General features: G+C 73.0%; 11 protein-coding genes. 7 read left to right on the plus strand and 4 right to left on the minus strand.

All coding sequences use genetic code 11. The annotated features are described in order from the left end of the window. Nucleotides 1-12: 12 nt before the first annotated feature. The 3 genes from ACFQRI_RS19265 to ACFQRI_RS19275 all read right to left on the minus strand — a co-directional run bounded on the left by ACFQRI_RS19265 (nucleotide 13) and on the right by ACFQRI_RS19275 (nucleotide 4662). Complete coding sequence (locus ACFQRI_RS19265; protein ID WP_380670550.1) at nucleotides 13-2649, minus strand: exo-rhamnogalacturonan lyase family protein; 2637 nt, start codon at nucleotides 2647-2649, stop codon at nucleotides 13-15. A 97-nt stretch (nucleotides 2650-2746) separates the two neighbouring features. Then, nucleotides 2747-3580, minus strand: coding sequence for a DUF6807 domain-containing protein (locus ACFQRI_RS19270; RefSeq protein ID WP_380670552.1), 834 nt, complete (start codon nucleotides 3578-3580; stop codon nucleotides 2747-2749). Next, a complete protein-coding gene (locus ACFQRI_RS19275; protein ID WP_380670554.1) occupies nucleotides 3565-4662 on the minus strand; it encodes a Gfo/Idh/MocA family protein in 1098 nt (365 codons plus the stop codon). Before ACFQRI_RS19275 ends, ACFQRI_RS19270 begins: the two co-directional genes overlap by 16 nt. Before the next feature lie 204 nt (nucleotides 4663-4866). Between ACFQRI_RS19275 and ACFQRI_RS19280 the strand changes: the two genes are divergently transcribed. The 7 genes from ACFQRI_RS19280 to ACFQRI_RS19310 all read left to right on the plus strand — a co-directional run bounded on the left by ACFQRI_RS19280 (nucleotide 4867) and on the right by ACFQRI_RS19310 (nucleotide 12305). Beyond that, entirely contained in the window at nucleotides 4867-6240 is a 1374-nt protein-coding gene (locus tag ACFQRI_RS19280; protein ID WP_380670556.1) for an MFS transporter, read from the plus strand. Nucleotides 6241-6374: 134 nt separating this feature from the next. After that, the gene (locus ACFQRI_RS19285) at nucleotides 6375-7382 is read left to right on the plus strand and encodes a LacI family DNA-binding transcriptional regulator (protein WP_380670558.1); all 1008 of its coding nucleotides are present in this window, start codon (nucleotides 6375-6377) and stop codon (nucleotides 7380-7382) included. 119 nt (nucleotides 7383-7501) lie between these two features. Next, complete coding sequence (locus tag ACFQRI_RS19290) at nucleotides 7502-8650, plus strand: Gfo/Idh/MocA family protein (protein ID WP_380670559.1); 1149 nt, start codon at nucleotides 7502-7504, stop codon at nucleotides 8648-8650. After that, nucleotides 8647-9804, plus strand: a complete 1158-nt coding sequence (locus ACFQRI_RS19295; protein ID WP_380670561.1) for a dihydrodipicolinate synthase family protein — start codon at nucleotides 8647-8649, stop codon at nucleotides 9802-9804. The genes ACFQRI_RS19290 and ACFQRI_RS19295 overlap by 4 nt, the downstream gene beginning before the upstream one ends. Nucleotides 9805-9809: 5 nt before the next feature. Then, on the plus strand, nucleotides 9810-10643 hold the full coding sequence (locus ACFQRI_RS19300; protein WP_380670711.1) for a sugar phosphate isomerase/epimerase family protein: 834 nt from the start codon (nucleotides 9810-9812) through the stop codon (nucleotides 10641-10643). Between the two features lie 272 nt (nucleotides 10644-10915). After that, entirely contained in the window at nucleotides 10916-11716 is an 801-nt protein-coding gene (locus ACFQRI_RS19305; protein ID WP_380670563.1) for an SDR family oxidoreductase, read from the plus strand. A 100-nt stretch (nucleotides 11717-11816) separates the two neighbouring features. Further along, nucleotides 11817-12305 (plus strand): SixA phosphatase family protein, encoded by a 489-nt coding sequence (locus tag ACFQRI_RS19310; RefSeq protein ID WP_380670565.1) that lies wholly within the window; start codon nucleotides 11817-11819, stop codon nucleotides 12303-12305. A gap of 15 nt (nucleotides 12306-12320) precedes the next feature. On the opposite strand, the gene ACFQRI_RS19315 is transcribed toward ACFQRI_RS19310, so the two are convergent. Then, nucleotides 12321-14786 carry a M14 family zinc carboxypeptidase gene (locus tag ACFQRI_RS19315; protein WP_380670567.1) on the minus strand — a complete coding sequence of 822 codons (2466 nt, stop codon included), beginning with the start codon at nucleotides 14784-14786 and terminating at the stop codon, nucleotides 12321-12323. Between the last annotated feature and the right edge of the window lie 172 nt (nucleotides 14787-14958).

Here is a 14958-nt window from a genome sequence, read left to right on the forward strand (position 1 = left end):
ACGGCCGAACTGCTATGGCGCTTCCTGCGGGGCGATGGCCAGCAGGGAGATGATGGCCAGGGTGCGCTGCGCCGCGTCGTTGGTGGCCGTGGTCTCGACGGGGATCTCCTCGACCGGGGCGGCCACCGCCGAGCCGCCGACCCGGACCGGAGCCGGCCACGGTCGGCCGTCGGGATCGTCGAGGAACTCCCGCCAGCCCCGGCGCCGCAGGGCGGGGTCGTCGAGCTGCTCGCCGGCCCACGCCGAGACCCGGGAGTAGATGGTCGGGAACAGGTTCGCGTCGAAGTCGCGGCCGTAGCGGGCCCGCTTCTCCTCGGGGGTGGCCTGGCCGTACTTGGCGAAGTCCAGGTAGACTTGGCGGAACTCGGGCACGTCGACCAGGTCCAGGGTCTCCCAGAGGATCTGCTCGCCCAGGAAGGCCATCGACAGGTTGCGGCTGCCCTCGAAGTCGCCGCGCTCGAAGTTGGTCAGGTGCGCGGTTTCCGGGTCGAAGCCGACCGCACCGCCCGCCTCGCCGGTGAACAGGCCCGCAGGGAAGGTCGCGATGTCGCGCATGCCGGTGACGATCCGGTCGCGCCACTTCGTCTCGCCGGTGCGTTCCCACTCGGTGAGCCAGTTGCTGACCAGCGCGTACCAGTCCGGGCCGATGCGCAGCCGGGTCGGCGCCTCGTCCTGCGGGGGCAGCACCTCGCGCAGCGGCTCGACCTCCAGCAGCGTCCGGTCCGCCTGCAACGTCGAGCGCAGGACGTCGCCGAGCAGCTCGTCGGCGGTGAGGTAGTAGGCGAAGCGCTTGGTGAACGACTCCGCCACCCTGGCCTCCTTCGCGCCGTCGCCCCAGTGCACCACCGCGTGCCGGGAGCCCAGGCCCGCGAAGCGGCCGGAGTGGTAGGTGTCGACCTCCGCGACGTGCTGGGTCATGGCGCGGGCCAGCCGGAAGGCGCGCGGGTCGCCGGAGCGCAGGAACGCGTACCACAGCATCGCGTCGGTGCCGAGTTCGGCGTTGTCCCACGCGAAACCGCCGACGTCGTAGCGCCACTCGTGCCGGTCGGCGTCGTAGGTGTGCATCACGTCGCCGTGGTGCCAGAACCCGTACCACTCGCGCTGGTCGACCTGTCCGGTGTAGAACTCCAGGTCGCGCGAGATGGAGTCCTCCAGCGCGGCGCGATCCGGCGTGCTTCGGTCCGGCAGGCTCCAACGGCCGAAAACTCCTGCGGCGTGGTAGGTCTGCGGCTCGGCGACGATCTGCGGCGGATCGGTCTGCGCGCGCGACAGCGCGGCCACCTGATCGCGCGACGGGGTGGATTCCAAGGCCCACAGGGTCATCTCGGTGGAGCGCATCACGCCCTCGGGCGTGCCGAAGCCCTCCTGGACGTCCTCGTAGGCGAGGTCCAGGCCGTGCGCCTCGGTGTCGTAGGTGCGCAGGTCCATCGCCGCGGCCTGCGGGGCGTAGGACCACAGGGTGACCTCGGCGCTGTCGCGCGCCGCGCCGCGGATGTCGATCGAGCGCGGGAAGCGCTGCCAGAAGTCGCGCATCCCGAAGGCCAGCCCGCCGCTGACCCCGCCGAGGTAGCCGAACCCGGCGGCGCGCTCACCGCTCCCGGCGTGCTTGAGCCAGGACCCGCGCTCCCCGACGCGCTTCCAGATCGCGAAGTGCCGGGCCGACTCCTGGAACAGGGTGTAGTCGTTCCACAGCGGCAACTGCTGGTACCCCGCGCGGACCTTCTCCGACCACTGCTCCACCGGCGGCGTCGCGTTGCCTTCGACCTGCGCCTCGCGCACCGCCCGGCCCGGGTCGCGGCGCAGCCCGGTGAGCCCCCGCACCGCCTCGCCCCACACACCGCCCTCGGCGGTGCCGAAGCGGACGTGCCGGTCGTGCGCGGCGTCGGTCATCGGCACCGAGAAGCTCATGCCCAGGCCGGAGACGAAGTCGCGCTTCTCGTCGGCGTCCCAGACGAAGCTGTGCACCAGCCGCAGCGATTCGTCGCCCGCGCCCAGGTAGATCCGCAGGGTCCAGGGCAGGATGGAGCGCCCGCCGGCCCGGTAGGTGCCGCTGGCCTTGACCACCGCGCGGACCGGGCCGGACTGCTCGATCTCGACCTGCTGCACGGCTCCGGTCAGCCGCTGGTGGTTCTCGGGCCGCTCGGGGTCGTCCTGCAGGCGCAGGAGCAGGGTGCCGTCGGTGGCGGTGGTGCGCTCGCCCCGGCTGATCTCGGGCAGCACGACCCCGCCGGAGGTGGCCACGTGCACCGCCAGGACGCCGTTGGCCAGCACCACCTCCCCGCCGGAGCGCTTCGCGGTCACCGGGGCCGCGGGCGCGGCGGGCGTGCCCCGCCGCAGCTCCAGGGACTCCCCGGTGACCCCGCCGGTCACGGCGTGCGCGGTCCACTTCACCGAGCCGTCCGGCCAGAAGGCCAGCGGGCGGGACTGCACCGGCACCGGGTTCCCGTCGCTGGTCAGCGCGAGCGGGGTGCCCTCGCGCAGGGCGCCGCGCGGCCAGGGCACGCCGAAGGAGCTGCCGGTCGAGGCCGCGGGCGGGCCCGCCAGCCAGCGCAGCGGCACCCGGTCGACCGGTGTCTGGGCGAATCCGGGCCGGGCGAGCACCGCGGCCGCGGCCGCGGCCGAGCCGCCGAGGAAGACGCGTCTGGACACGGACAGATCAGGGGACATCATCGGCCCTTTCGATTCGAGGTCCTGCTCTCGCGCGGCGCGGAGCGGTATCGGCCGCACGGCCGGTCCGGCGGGGGCGTCAGGAGCGGGGAGATCCGGCCCAGGCGGCGATGCGCATGGCGTCCAGCGCGCCGTCGGCGATCAGCACCCGCAACCCGCGGGTCAGCGCGCCGCCCGCGGGCAGCGCGACGGGGCGCACCGCGGCGAGCTGGGACCCCACGCCGGGGTAGTCGTCGACGCGGACGAACCACGGGTCGGCCCGGGTGGCCTCGTCGATGCCGGTCAGCGCGAGGGTGAAGTCGCGGTCGGTCCAGGCCAGCCACGGCGCGACCGAGCCGTGCACGGCTCGTTCGCCGGAGGCCGCCGCGGTGAACACGCGCGGCGCGACCGCCGGGGGCAGCCGCCAGAACAGCCCGCCGTAACCCGCACCGGTGCGGCCGTTGGTCGCCGGGCTGCCCAGCTCGATCTCCCGCTCGGTGGCGTTGCCCAAGGTGCTGGACAGGGCCAGCTCCCACCCCGCCTCGACGCGCCGGGCCCGCACGTCCCGGGACTCGTCGACCAGCACCTCGCCCGCCCCGGACCGCCAGCGCAGCCGCTCGGCGAACCCGTCGTCGCGGATCAGCGGGAACGAGACGTGCTCGATGCGGCCGTGGTCGTCGAGCTCGGTGTAGCCGCGGTCGCGCACGTAGGTCCGACCGCCCCAGAAGTTCCAGTTGTCCACGTCCTGCAGCGCCACCGAGAAACCCAGGTGCCACCGGTGGTCTTCGGGCAGGGCGTCGGTGACCACCCGCCCGCCGAGGGTGCGCACCGGGTGCAGGTGCGGGCGCGGGCCCAGGGACGCGGGCAGGTCGGCGCCGTCCGGGTACTCGGCCACCGGAAAGCCGTCGATCCGCAACATCATCGGTTCGCCCATGGCAGCTCCAGCTCGGACAGCGGGGTCAGTTCGCGCGCCGCGCGCACCACGGCCTCGGCCGCGCCGGGGACCACGCGCAGCGGGTGCGCGCGGTCGCGGTCGACCCGGCGGTGCCGCTCGGCGATCACCTGCGGGTCCGGTGCCAGCCGCACCGCCTCCAGCACGCGCATGAACGGACGCGTGTCCTCCGGCGGCACCAGCAGCGCGGCGCCCTCCCGGGCGTGCGCCACGAGGTTCTCCAGCAGGTCGGTGCTGCCGTGCTCGGTCTCGACCACCCGGCCCTCGGCCTCCAGGCGCACCCGGGCCCTGCGGTACTCCAGGACGATCCGGCCGCGGGTGCCGCGCACGACGACGTGCGGCTCGACCTCCTGCTCGGCGCACAGCGTTGCGGCCACCACGATCGGCGTGCCGCGCGCGGTGACCATCCGAACGCAGGAGGTGTCGTCGGCCTCGATGTCGTTGGCCCGGTACAGCTCGACGTCGAGCTCGACCGGCTCGCCGCCGCCGTCGACGGCCAGCGCGTTGGCGATGGCGTGCGCGAAGGGGTTGGTCAGCGCGCCGTCGACCACCGGGATGCCGTCCAGGCTGCGCATGCCCGCCCAGCGGGCGCGGTCGTAGTAGGCGGCGTCGCGCTGCCAGGCCCCGGCCGCGCCGATGCCGACGACCTGGCCGACGGCCCCCTGCGCGATCAGGCGGCGCACCTCCGCCAGGGCGTGCGAGCCCAGGCTCTGGAAGCCGATCTGGCAGGCGCGGTCGGTGGCGGCGAGCCCTTCGACGAGGCGGTCGAACTCGCCCAGCGTCGGCGCCGGCGGCTTCTCCAGCAGCACGTGCGAACCGGATTTCGCCGCGCTCAGCGCCAGGTCCACGTGGGTGTGGATCGGGGTGCACACCACGGTCACGTCCGGGCGCACCCGCTGGAGGAGCTCGTCGAGGTCCGGGCTCGTGGGCACGTCGGTCTCCGGCGGGCGCAGGTCGCAGATCCCGGCCAGGTGCACCTGCGGGCTCAGCCGCTCCAGGTTGCGCAGGTGCCATCGGCCGTGCCCGTGCACCCCGGCCAGCACTGCGGTCGTCGCCTCGGTCATCGGTCCTCGCAAGTCTCGGTTGTCGCGATCGTAACCATCAGGAAAGCGCATTCCAAGGGTTCCGGGCCGGCCGATTCCGCCGCGGCGGCGAACCTCGCCGCCCACCGCGGTGTTGACATCGGCGCTCGGCGACTGCTCAATGGAAAGCGCTTACCCAAGCCGGTATCGGGGACAACGACGTGACCGCATGACCGAGGAGCCGAATTGACGAGCGAAACCGGGGACGCCCCTCCCCGTTCCAGCAACTCCCAGACCCGGAAGGCCGCGGCCAGCGGCTGGGTCGGCAGCGCGCTGGAGTACTACGACTGGTTCGTTTACGCGCAGGCCGCAGCGCTGATCTTCCCGACGGTGTTCTTCCCGGCGGGCAACGCCACCGTCGCCCTGGTGTCCTCGCTGGGCACCTACGCGGTCGGCTACGTCGCGCGCCCCATCGGCGCGCTGGTGTTCGGCCACTGGGGTGACCGGCACGGCCGCAAGCACGTGCTGGTCCTGGCCATGCTGCTGATGGGCTTCTCGACCTTCGCGGTCGCGCTGCTGCCCACCTACCACCAGGTCGGGGTGTGGGCGCCGGTCCTGCTGGTGCTGCTGCGCTTCGTGCAGGGCTTCGCGGTCTCCGGCGAGCTCAGCGGGGCGAGCGCGATGATCGCCGAGCACGCGCCGTTCGGCAAGCGCGGCTTCTACGTGAGCTTCAGCCTGCACGGCACGCAGGCGGGCCAGGTGATCGCCGCCGCGGTGTTCCTGCCGCTGTCGGCGGTGCTGTCCGACGAGGCGTTCAACTCCTGGGGCTGGCGGATCCCGTTCCTGCTCAGCGCTGTGGTCGTGTTCGCCGGCTACCTCATCCGCCGCAAGGTCGAGGAGACCCGCACCTTCCTGGAGCGCACCGAGGAGCCCTCCCGCCCGCCGGTGGCCGAGGTGCTGCGCAACAGCGGCGCCGACGTGCTGCGGGCGATCTGCATGACCATGGTCAACGTGATCGGCGTGGTGGTCTCGGTCTTCGGCGCCGCCTACGCGACGCAGTCCGGCTACGGCATCGGCATGGACAAGAGCATCTACCTGTGGATCCCGGTGGTGGCCAACCTGGTCGCGCTGCCGTTCATCCCGTGGTTCGGCGCGCTGTCGGACCGCTTCGGGCGCAGGCCGATGATGATCACCGGAGCGCTGGGATCGGGCCTGCTGTCGATCGCCTACCTGTGGGCGGTCAGCCAGGGCGCGGTCCTGCTGACCATCGTGCTGGCGATCTTCACCTGGGGCGTGTTCTACCAGATCAGCAACGCGACCTTCGCGGCGTTCTTCCAGGAGCTGTTCCCCGCCCGCACCCGCGTGACCGGCTTCGCGATCGCGCAGAACGTCGGCCTGACGCTCACCGCGTTCCTGCCCAGCCTGTTCACCCTGGTCGCGCCGCCCGGATCGGCCAACGTGTGGCTGGTCGTCGGCGGGCTGTGCCTGGGCATCACGGTGCTGGCGGCCGGCGCGGCCTGGACCGCGCGGGAGACCCACCGGGTTCCGCTGGACCAGCTCGGCGAGCCGGACGCGCAGCCGCTGCCGCGCGCGGAGTTCGAGCGCCTGCGGGCCGGCTGACCGGCCCCCGGGCCGGGGGACGCGCGAACGGCCCGCTCCCGGCCCGGCAACGCCACTGTGGACCGCGCGCCCCGCCCGGGGCGCGCGGTCCGGCCGTTATCCTGGTACCTCCGCAGGTACCGGGAAGGAGCGGTGTGCAGGCACGAGCAGCGACCCTCACCGACGTCGCCAAGGAGGCGGGAGTCTCGCTGGCCACCGCCTCGCGCGCGCTCAACGGCAGCGACCGGGTGGTGCGCGCCGAGCTGCACGCCCGGGTCATCGAGGCGGCCAACCGCCTCGGCTACACCCCCAACGCGCAGGCGCAGTCGATGGCGCGCGGGTCCACCGACCTGGTGGGCCTGATGGTCAACGACATCGCCGACCCCTACTTCTCCACCATCGCCGCGGGGCTGGCCGCGGCCGCCGAGCAGCAGGGCCTGCTGGTGATGCTGTGCAGCACCGGCGGGCAGCCCGAGCAGGAGCTGGAGCTGCTGGCGGCGCTGCGGCGCCAGCGCGGCCGGGCGATCGTGCTGGCCGGCAGCCGCATCGACGACCGCGAGCACCTGCGCGAGCTCTCCGACCAGATGGAGCCGTTCATCGCCGCGGGCGGCCGGGTCGCCGCGATCAGCGAGCCGAAGCTGTCGGTGGACACCGTGGTGGTGGACAACAAGAGCGCCGCGCGGGATCTGGCGGTGCGCATCGGCGAGCTCGGCTACCGGCGCCCGGCGATCCTGACCGGGCCGGAGAAGCTGCTGGTCTCGCGCAATCGCCGGGACGGCTTCGTCGAGGGCTGGTCCGGCGAGGAGCCGATCGTGGTCGCCGACGAGTTCAGCCGCGACGGCGGCTTCAACGCGATGCAGCGCCTCGCCGACTCCGGTGCCGAGGTGGACTGCGTGTTCGCGATCAACGACCTGATGGCCATGGGCGCCATGGCGGCTTGCCGGGACCGCGGCCTGGACGTGCCCGGCGACCTGGCGGTGGCCGGGTTCGACGACATCTCCACGCTGCGCGACGTGACCCCGGCGCTGACCACGGTCCGGCTCCCGCTCACCGAGATGGGCCGCATGGCGCTGGAGATGGTGCTGGGCGAGCCCGCCGCCAAGCCGCGTCGCCGCAAGGTGCGCGGCGAGATCATCGTCCGGGAGAGCACCCCGCCCCGCTGACCCCTTCCCGCTGATTCCCGGGGCATCCGCGCTCACGTGCGAGGACGCCTGGGACTTGTGTCGGCTCGCGGCTTGCGGCTACCGTCTTGGTAAGCGCTTTCCTAAGGAGCTGATAGGACATGTCCGAGCGTCGGTTGGGCGTCGTGATGAACGGCGTTACCGGGCGGATGGGATACCGGCAGCACCTGGTGCGCTCGGTGCTGGCGATCCGGGAGCAGGGCGGAGTCGAGCTGCGCGACGGAACCCGGATCGTGCCCGAGCCCGTGCTGGTGGGACGCAACGCGGAGAAGTTGGAGGAGATCGCCAAGCGGCACGACGTGGAGCGCTGGACGACGGATCTGGACGCGGCGCTGTCGGGCGGCGAGGAGATCTACTTCGACGCGCAGCTGACCTCGGTGCGCGAGGAGGCGATCTCCAAGGCGATCGCCGCGGGCAAGCACATCTACACCGAGAAGCCGGTCGCCGAGGACGTCGACGGCGCGCTGCGGCTGGCCCGCGCCGCCGCCGACGCCGGGGTCAAGACCGGGGTGGTGCACGACAAGCTGTACCTGCCGGGACTGCTCAAGCTGCGCAGGCTGGTGGAGTCGGGCTTCTTCGGCCGGATCCTGTCGGTGCGCGGCGAGTTCGGCTACTGGGTCTTCGAGGGCGACGGGCAGCCCGCCCAGCGCCCCAGCTGGAACTACCGCGCCGAGGACGGGGGCGGGATGACCAGCGACATGTTCCCGCACTGGAACTACGTGCTGGAGAACCTCTTCGGGCGCGTGGAGGCGGTCACCGCGAAGATCGTCACGCACATCCCGCAGCGCTGGGACGAGCGCGGCGAGGCCTACGCGGCCACCGCCGACGACGCCGCCTACGGCATCTTCGAGCTGGAGGGCGGGGTGATCGCGCAGATCAACTCCTCGTGGGCGACCCGGGTGCACCGCGACGAGCTGGTGGAGTTCCACGTCGACGGCACGCACGGCAGCGCGGTGGCGGGCCTGCACCGGTGCGCGGCGCAGCAGCGGATGCACACGCCCAAGCCGGTGTGGAACCCGGACCTGGTGGAGTCCACGCCGTTCCGGCAGCAGTGGTACGAGGTGCCGGACAACCAGGAGTTCGACAACGGCTTCAAGGCGCAGTGGGAGCAGTTCCTGCGCTTCGCCTGCGACGAGGGCGAGCACCCCTACGACTTCCTGGCCGGGGCGCGCGGCGTGCGACTGGCCGAGGCGGGCCTGGAGTCCTCCCGCGAGGGCAAGCGGGTCGAGCTCGGCGAGGTGACCCCGTGACCGCGCTGCTGCTCCCCCGCTCCGACGGGTCGCTGGCCGAGCACACCGTCTCCGCACCGCGCGAGTGGCCGAAACCGACCGGCGCGCTGCGCAGCCGGGTGGTCTACGCCGCCGCGCACGTGGTTCCGCGCGTGCTGGGCGAGAACGTGCCCGGGGCACCGGCCGACGTCGACTGGGACGCCACGCTGGCCTACCGGCGCGCGCTGTGGGACTACGGGCTGGGCGTGGCCGAGGCGATGGACACCGCGCAGCGCGGCATGGGGGTCGACTGGGAGCAGGCGGCCGAGCTGATCCGCCGCTCGGCCGCCGAGGCCCGCGCCGAGGGCGGCCGGATCGCCGCCGGAGCGGGCACCGACCACCTGACCGAGTGGACCGACGTGGACGCGGTGCTGGCCGCCTACCGCGAGCAGTTCGAGGTGGTCGCCGGCAGCGGCGCGCGGGTGATCGTGATGGCCTCGCGCGCGCTGGCGAAGCTGGCGCGCTCTGCCGAGGACTACGCCCGGGTCTACGGCGCCCTGCTCGACGAAGCCGACGAACCGGTGATCCTGCACTGGCTGGGCCCCATGTTCGACCCGGCGCTGCGCGGTTACTGGGGCAGCGAGGACGTCCCGACGGCCACCAAGACGTTCCTGGAGATCATCCGGGCGCGGCCGGAGAAGGTGGACGGGGTGAAGGTCTCGCTGCTCGACGCCGAGCACGAGGTCGCGCTGCGCCGCGAGCTCCCGGAGGGCGTGCGCCTCTACACCGGCGACGACTTCAACTACCCGGAGCTCATCGTCGGTTCGGCCGACGGGCACTCGGACGCGCTGCTGGGCATCTTCGCGGCGATCTACCCCGCGGCCTCGGCGGCGATCCAGGCGCTGGACCGCGAGGACCCGGCAGCGGCGCTGTCGACCCTGGAGGACACCAAGGAGCTCGGGCGGCACATCTTCCAGGCGCCGACCTACTACTACAAGACCGGGATCGCGTTCCTGTCCTGGCTCAACGGCCAGCAGCCGGGCTTCTCGATGGCCGGCGGTCTGCACGCGGGCCGGTCGGTGCCGCACCTGGCCGAGGTCTTCCGGCTGGCCGATCGGGCGGGGCTGCTGGTCGATCCCGACGCGGCGGTCGAGCGGATGCGGGGGTTCCTGGCGGTGAACGGAGTGGGACGTTGAGCGATCTGGACCGGTTGTCGCTGAACATCGCGACCACCAAGAAGTGGAACCTCGCCGAGGCGGTCGAGGGCGCGGTGCGCGCCGGGCTGCCCTCGGTGGGCCTGTGGCGGGACCGGGTGCACGAGCTGGGGCTGGACCGCGCCGCGAAGCTGGTGCGCGACGCGGGCCTGCGGGTCTCCAGCCTGTGCCGGGGCGGGTTCCTCACCGCGACGTCCCCGGAAGGAATCCGGGAGGCGCTCGACGACAACCGCGCGGCGCTCGACGAGGCCGCGGCGCTGGGCACGGACGCGCTGGTCATGGTGGTCGGCGGGTTGCCGGAGGGCTCGGTCGATCTGGCCGGTGCGCGGCAGCGGGTGGCCGAGCGGATCGCCGAGCTGGTGCCGCGCGCCCGCGAGCGCGGGGTGCGCATCGTGCTGGAGCCGCTGCACCCGATGTACGCGGCCGACCGGGCGGTGATCTCCACGCTGGAGCAGGCGCTGGACCTCGCCGCGCCGCACACCGCCGAGGAGGTCGCGGTCGTGGTCGACACCTTCCACGTGTTCTGGGACCCGGCGCTGCCGCGCGCGATCGAACGCGCCGGCCGGGAGGGGCGCATCGCCTCCTACCAGGTGTGCGACTTCAACCTGCCGATCGCGGCCGACGCGCTGCTGTCCCGCGGCATGATGGGCGACGGCGTCGTCGACTTCGCCGCGATCACCCGCATGATCGCCGAGACGGGTTATTCGGGCGATGTCGAGGTGGAGATCTTCAACGCCGAGATCTGGGACTCCCCGGGCGATTCGGTGCTGGCCACGATGACCGAGCGCTACCGCGAGCTGGTCCTCCCCCACCTCGGCTGAGACGGCACGCCTGCCCGAACCACGCCGAAAACCCTCCGGAAGCCAGCGCCGATTCCCCTCCCAATCCGCCCCCGGAATGGGAGGGGAATCGGCGTGCCGTTCGGGAGGATTTTCCGCGGGCGGTGGTTCCGCGGACGCTTCGACGAGGCCGGGTTCGGTCTCTCCCGCTGGACCGGTCTCCCCACGTGGTCGGGGTGCGGGGCTGGTCAGGGGTGCGGGGCGCGCGCTAGCGTACCGAGCAAGTGCTTGGTTCGATGTTGGGAGGGTGCGGGATGGGCACGTTGCCGCTGTTCCGGTTGGACGGCCGGGTCGCGCTGGTGGCCGGGGCGGGGCGCGGGATCGGGGCCGCCACCGCGCTAGCGCTGGCCGAGGCGGGAGCCGACGTCGCGGTGCTTTCCCGCACGCCGGAACAGATCGAGGAGGTCGCCGAGCAGGTGCGCGGGCTGGGGCGTCGCGCGGTCGCGGTGCCGGCCGACGTCTCCGACGAGCAGGCCGCGAGCGCCGCCGTGGGCCGCTGCGTCGAGGAGCTCGGGCAGCTCGACGTGCTGGTCGGCGTGACCGGTGGCGCGATGCCGCGCCCGTTCTCCGACACCCGCGACGAGGCGCTGCGCAAGTCCTTCGAGCGCAACGTCGTCGACGGCGTCCGGCTGGTGCGCGAGGCCGCGCCGCACCTGGCGCGCTCCGAGGCCGCCTCGGTCGTGCTGGTCTCCAGCTCCACCGGGCACCTCTCCGGCCGCGGCTACCTCGCCTACGGCACCGCCAAGGCCGCGCTGGACCACGCGGTGCGGCTGCTGGCCGCCGACCTCAACCCGCGGATCCGGGTGAACGCGGTCGCCCCCGGTGCGATCCGCACCGAAGCGCTGGAGGTCGTGGCAGAGGACCCGCAGCTCAAGGCCACCTTGGAGCAGCACACGCCGCTGCGCCGCATCGGCGAACCGGAGGACGTCGCGGCCGCGATCCTCTACCTGGCCAGCCGGGCCGCCGGCTACGTCACCGGCCAGGTGCTGGCCGTCGACGGCGGGCTGGTCGCGCCCAACCTGCCGATGCCGTTCCCGGACGTCGAGCCCGAGTAGTCCGCGACGTCCACCCGCCACGCGCCGTTCCGCGGCGCGTTACCCGAATCGCGTTGGGTACCGTGGGACTGGATTCAACGGCGAACTAGTGGGATGCGACATGGCGGACGCGCGGCGGAAACTGCTCCTGATCCGGCACGCGAAGTCGGCCCACCCCGACGGGCTCGACGACTTCGAGCGCCCGCTGGCGCACCGGGGGGAGAGGGACGCGCCCGCGGTGGGCCGCTGGTTGCGGGAGAACGCCCACGCGGTCGAGACCGTGCGCTGCTCCCCCGCGACCCGCACCCGGCAGACCTGGGACCTGATCGCACCGGAGGTCCCCGCCGAACCGGTGGTGTCCTTCGACGAGCGCATCTACGCGGCCACCGCGCGCGGGCTGCTCACCGTGGTCCGCGAGATGCCGGTCAACGCGATGACGGTGGCGCTCGTCGGCCACAACCCCGGGCTCGAAGACCTGGTGCACCTGCTCACCGGCGAGCACGTCGAGCTCAAGACCGCGGCGGTGGCCATGCTGTGCAGCGAGCGCGAGTGGGCCGACGCCGACGAGTCCTGGGCCGCGGCGGCCACTTTCGCCAAACCGCGCGGGTGACCACCCGATCGGGTGCTACGGGAGCCGGATGGCCCGCACCGAGCTCCCGAGCCCGGCGACCTCGCCCGCCAGATCCCGCGCCCACGGGTGCTCGTCGGCGGTCATGCCGCCCAGGTCCACCAGGAACCGCCCCTCACCGGTCTCGGTGAACTCGGCGCTGCGCCGGTGCAGCATCCCGCGCACCTGGTCGGCGACCTCCGGCCGCACGCTGATCACCAGACGTCCGGTCGCCGAGTCGGTCGGCCCCTGCGGGGGCGCGACCGCGCGGCGCACCGGGGTCTCCGGGCGGTCCCCGGCGAGGGCGTTGCCCAGCATCCGGGCCGCGCCGTTGGTGAACGCCCGGTAGTTGGGCTCGAACCCGAACAGCACGACCCGGCCCTCGCCGACGTTCTCGTCGACCACCGCGGTCTTGCCGTGCAGCTCCTCGGCGCCCTCGGCGAAGCCCGAGACGTGCCAGTCGGGATCACCGGCGCTGGGGAACCGCGCGGCGCTGGCCTCCGGCGGCGCGGTCCACACCTGGTCGTACTCGTACATCGACCAGACCGTCGGGCCCACGCCCTCGGCCAGCGGGCTCGCCGGATCCAGCTCGGTGCGGACCAGCGCACCGGGGACGTCCGAGGTCGGCTCGGCGTGGGTGGCGCTGGTCAGACCGAGCCTGGCGGCCAGCGTCGCGCTGTCGCGCAGCGCGATGAGCTTTCCGCCGCCGCGCACCCAGTCGGTCAGCGCTCCCCGCCCGGCCGGCCCAAGCGCCTCGAACGCGGCGTCGCCATCGCCGTTGGGGATCACCAGGGCGCGGTAGTCCGACAGCGCGCCGCCGGCGATCTGCTGGGCGGTGAGATCGCCGAAGTCGACCCGGTGCTCGCCGAGCCAGTGCCGCAACCAGCCCGCCGATTCCACCGCGGCCCCGGACCGGGAGGTCTGCCACACGGCGGTCTTCGGCGCGTCGAGCGCCCGCGCGCTCGGTTCCGGTTGCGGCGGGAGCGGAGCGGCCACCGGGTTGAGATCGGCGCCGGAGCGACCGCCGTCGAGGTTCTCCAGCAGGGGCCCGCTCCAGACCGTCACGTCGTAGAAGTACGGGAAGGGCACGTAGCTGCTCTCCCCGAGCATGGCCTGGATCCAGTGCTTCTGGCCCTGGGCGAGCGGGATCCACAGGGTGCCCGCGGGCAGCGTGGTCTCGCCACCGGGGCGGCCGTAGGGGGTGTAGTCGGGCACCACCAGCGGGGCGGTGAGCCGCCGCACGTCCACGTCCATGCGCTGCAGGCGGCGGGCGAGCCGCTGCACGCCCTCGGACTTGGCCGGATCATCGGTGCGCAGGAAGTAGTGCTTGATCCGGATGTCGGGCACCGGGTTGGTGATCTCGCCGTCGTTCCAGTACAGCCGGTTGGGTTCCAGTTCTCCGGCCCGCCCCTGCCGGTAGGCCTCCAGGTGCGCGGCGCGCCACTGCGCGCGGAGCTCGGCGTCCTGCGCACCGGCGGACATCAGGGTGGACCAGATCGCGGTGTAGTGCTCCTGCACCCGCTCGGCGATCGGGTCGTCCTCGTTCTTCTCGAAGGTCATGCCCGCGGCGTTGAACCCGGTCAGCGGCACGGTGTCGCCGTAGCCCATGTACATCAGGTCGTAGGAGCTGCCGTTGAAGTAGGGGATCCCGAAGCGCCCGAAGGCGCGCTGCATCGCCGGGCCGTAGCGCTCGTAGACCCAGTCCAGCGGGGTTTCGCCGATGTCGTGGTAGACCGGGTCGGCGTTGGGCGGGAAGAAGTAGTCGTCCGAACCCATCTCGTGGGCGTCGACGAACATCTGCGGCGGGAGCTCGCGCAGCTTCTCCAGCTTGCCGTCGGTCTCCGGCTGGGTGCGCGCGAACCAGTCCCGGTTGGCGTCGAAACCGGTCGCGGTGCGGCGGGTGTCGAGCTCGCGGCCGTCGGGGTTCTGCGTGGGCAGCACGACCACGACGGCGTCGTCCAGGATGGACGGTGCGGTGCAGTCGGTGCGCGCGGTGAGCTCGTAGAGCACGCGCAGCGCGGCGCCGGTTCCGCTCTCCTCGTCGCCGTGCACGTTGCCCGCCACCCACAGCACCGACGGGGTGTCGTCGATGATGCGCCGCGCCACCGGTTCCGGGGTCTTCGGGTCGCGCAGCAGGCCGAGCTTCTCGCCGATGCCCGCCAGCGCCCCCGGCGTGGTGTTCTCCGGCTTCCCTACCACGGCGTAGCGCAGCGGGCGGCCCCGGCTCGAGGTGGCCAGGACGTCGTCGGTGACCTTCGCGCTGCTGTCGGCGACGGCCTGCAGGTAGCGGTCGGACTCGGCGGTGGTGACCTCGCGCTGCCCCAGGTCGAAGCCGAGGACCTCGCGCGCGGTGGGCACCGCTTCGTCGACGGCCGGGCGGGTGAAGGGATCGCAAGCGGGCTGGGCTTGCGCGGTGGGAACGACCAGCGCTGGAAGCGCCGTGATGAGTGCGGTCGTCGCGCCGAGCAGAGCCCTCTTCATCATTTCGTCCCGCCATTCCGCAAATGTCCAGACCGAGCGAGTCGATCACCGCGCACGCGGGGTGTCAAGACGAGCGCGGCGCGCGGCCGCCGCGGTGGGCCCGAGCACAAACGTCGTGCCATCGGGCGGGGCGGGTGCTGGAATCGGCTGGAGGAGCTCGGCGAGTCAAGGAGGA

This window comes from Saccharopolyspora griseoalba (genome assembly GCF_042665275.1).
In the GTDB taxonomy this organism is placed as follows: Bacteria; Actinomycetota; Actinomycetes; order Mycobacteriales; family Pseudonocardiaceae; genus Saccharopolyspora; species Saccharopolyspora griseoalba.

Bases quoted from the DNA above. Each gene is read 5' to 3' on its own strand.
- ACFQRI_RS19310 (WP_380670565.1), top strand. From the start codon at position 11,817: ATGGCGGACGCGCGGCGGAAACTGCTCCTGATCCGGCACGCGAAGTCG.
- ACFQRI_RS19290 (WP_380670559.1), top strand. From the start codon at position 7,502: ATGTCCGAGCGTCGGTTGGGCGTCGTGATGAACGGCGTTACCGGGCGG.
- ACFQRI_RS19275 (WP_380670554.1), bottom strand. From the start codon at position 4,662: ATGACCGAGGCGACGACCGCAGTGCTGGCCGGGGTGCACGGGCACGGC.
- ACFQRI_RS19315 (WP_380670567.1), bottom strand. From the start codon at position 14,786: ATGATGAAGAGGGCTCTGCTCGGCGCGACGACCGCACTCATCACGGCG.
- ACFQRI_RS19305 (WP_380670563.1), top strand. From the start codon at position 10,916: ATGGGCACGTTGCCGCTGTTCCGGTTGGACGGCCGGGTCGCGCTGGTG.
- ACFQRI_RS19270 (WP_380670552.1), bottom strand. From the start codon at position 3,580: ATGGGCGAACCGATGATGTTGCGGATCGACGGCTTTCCGGTGGCCGAG.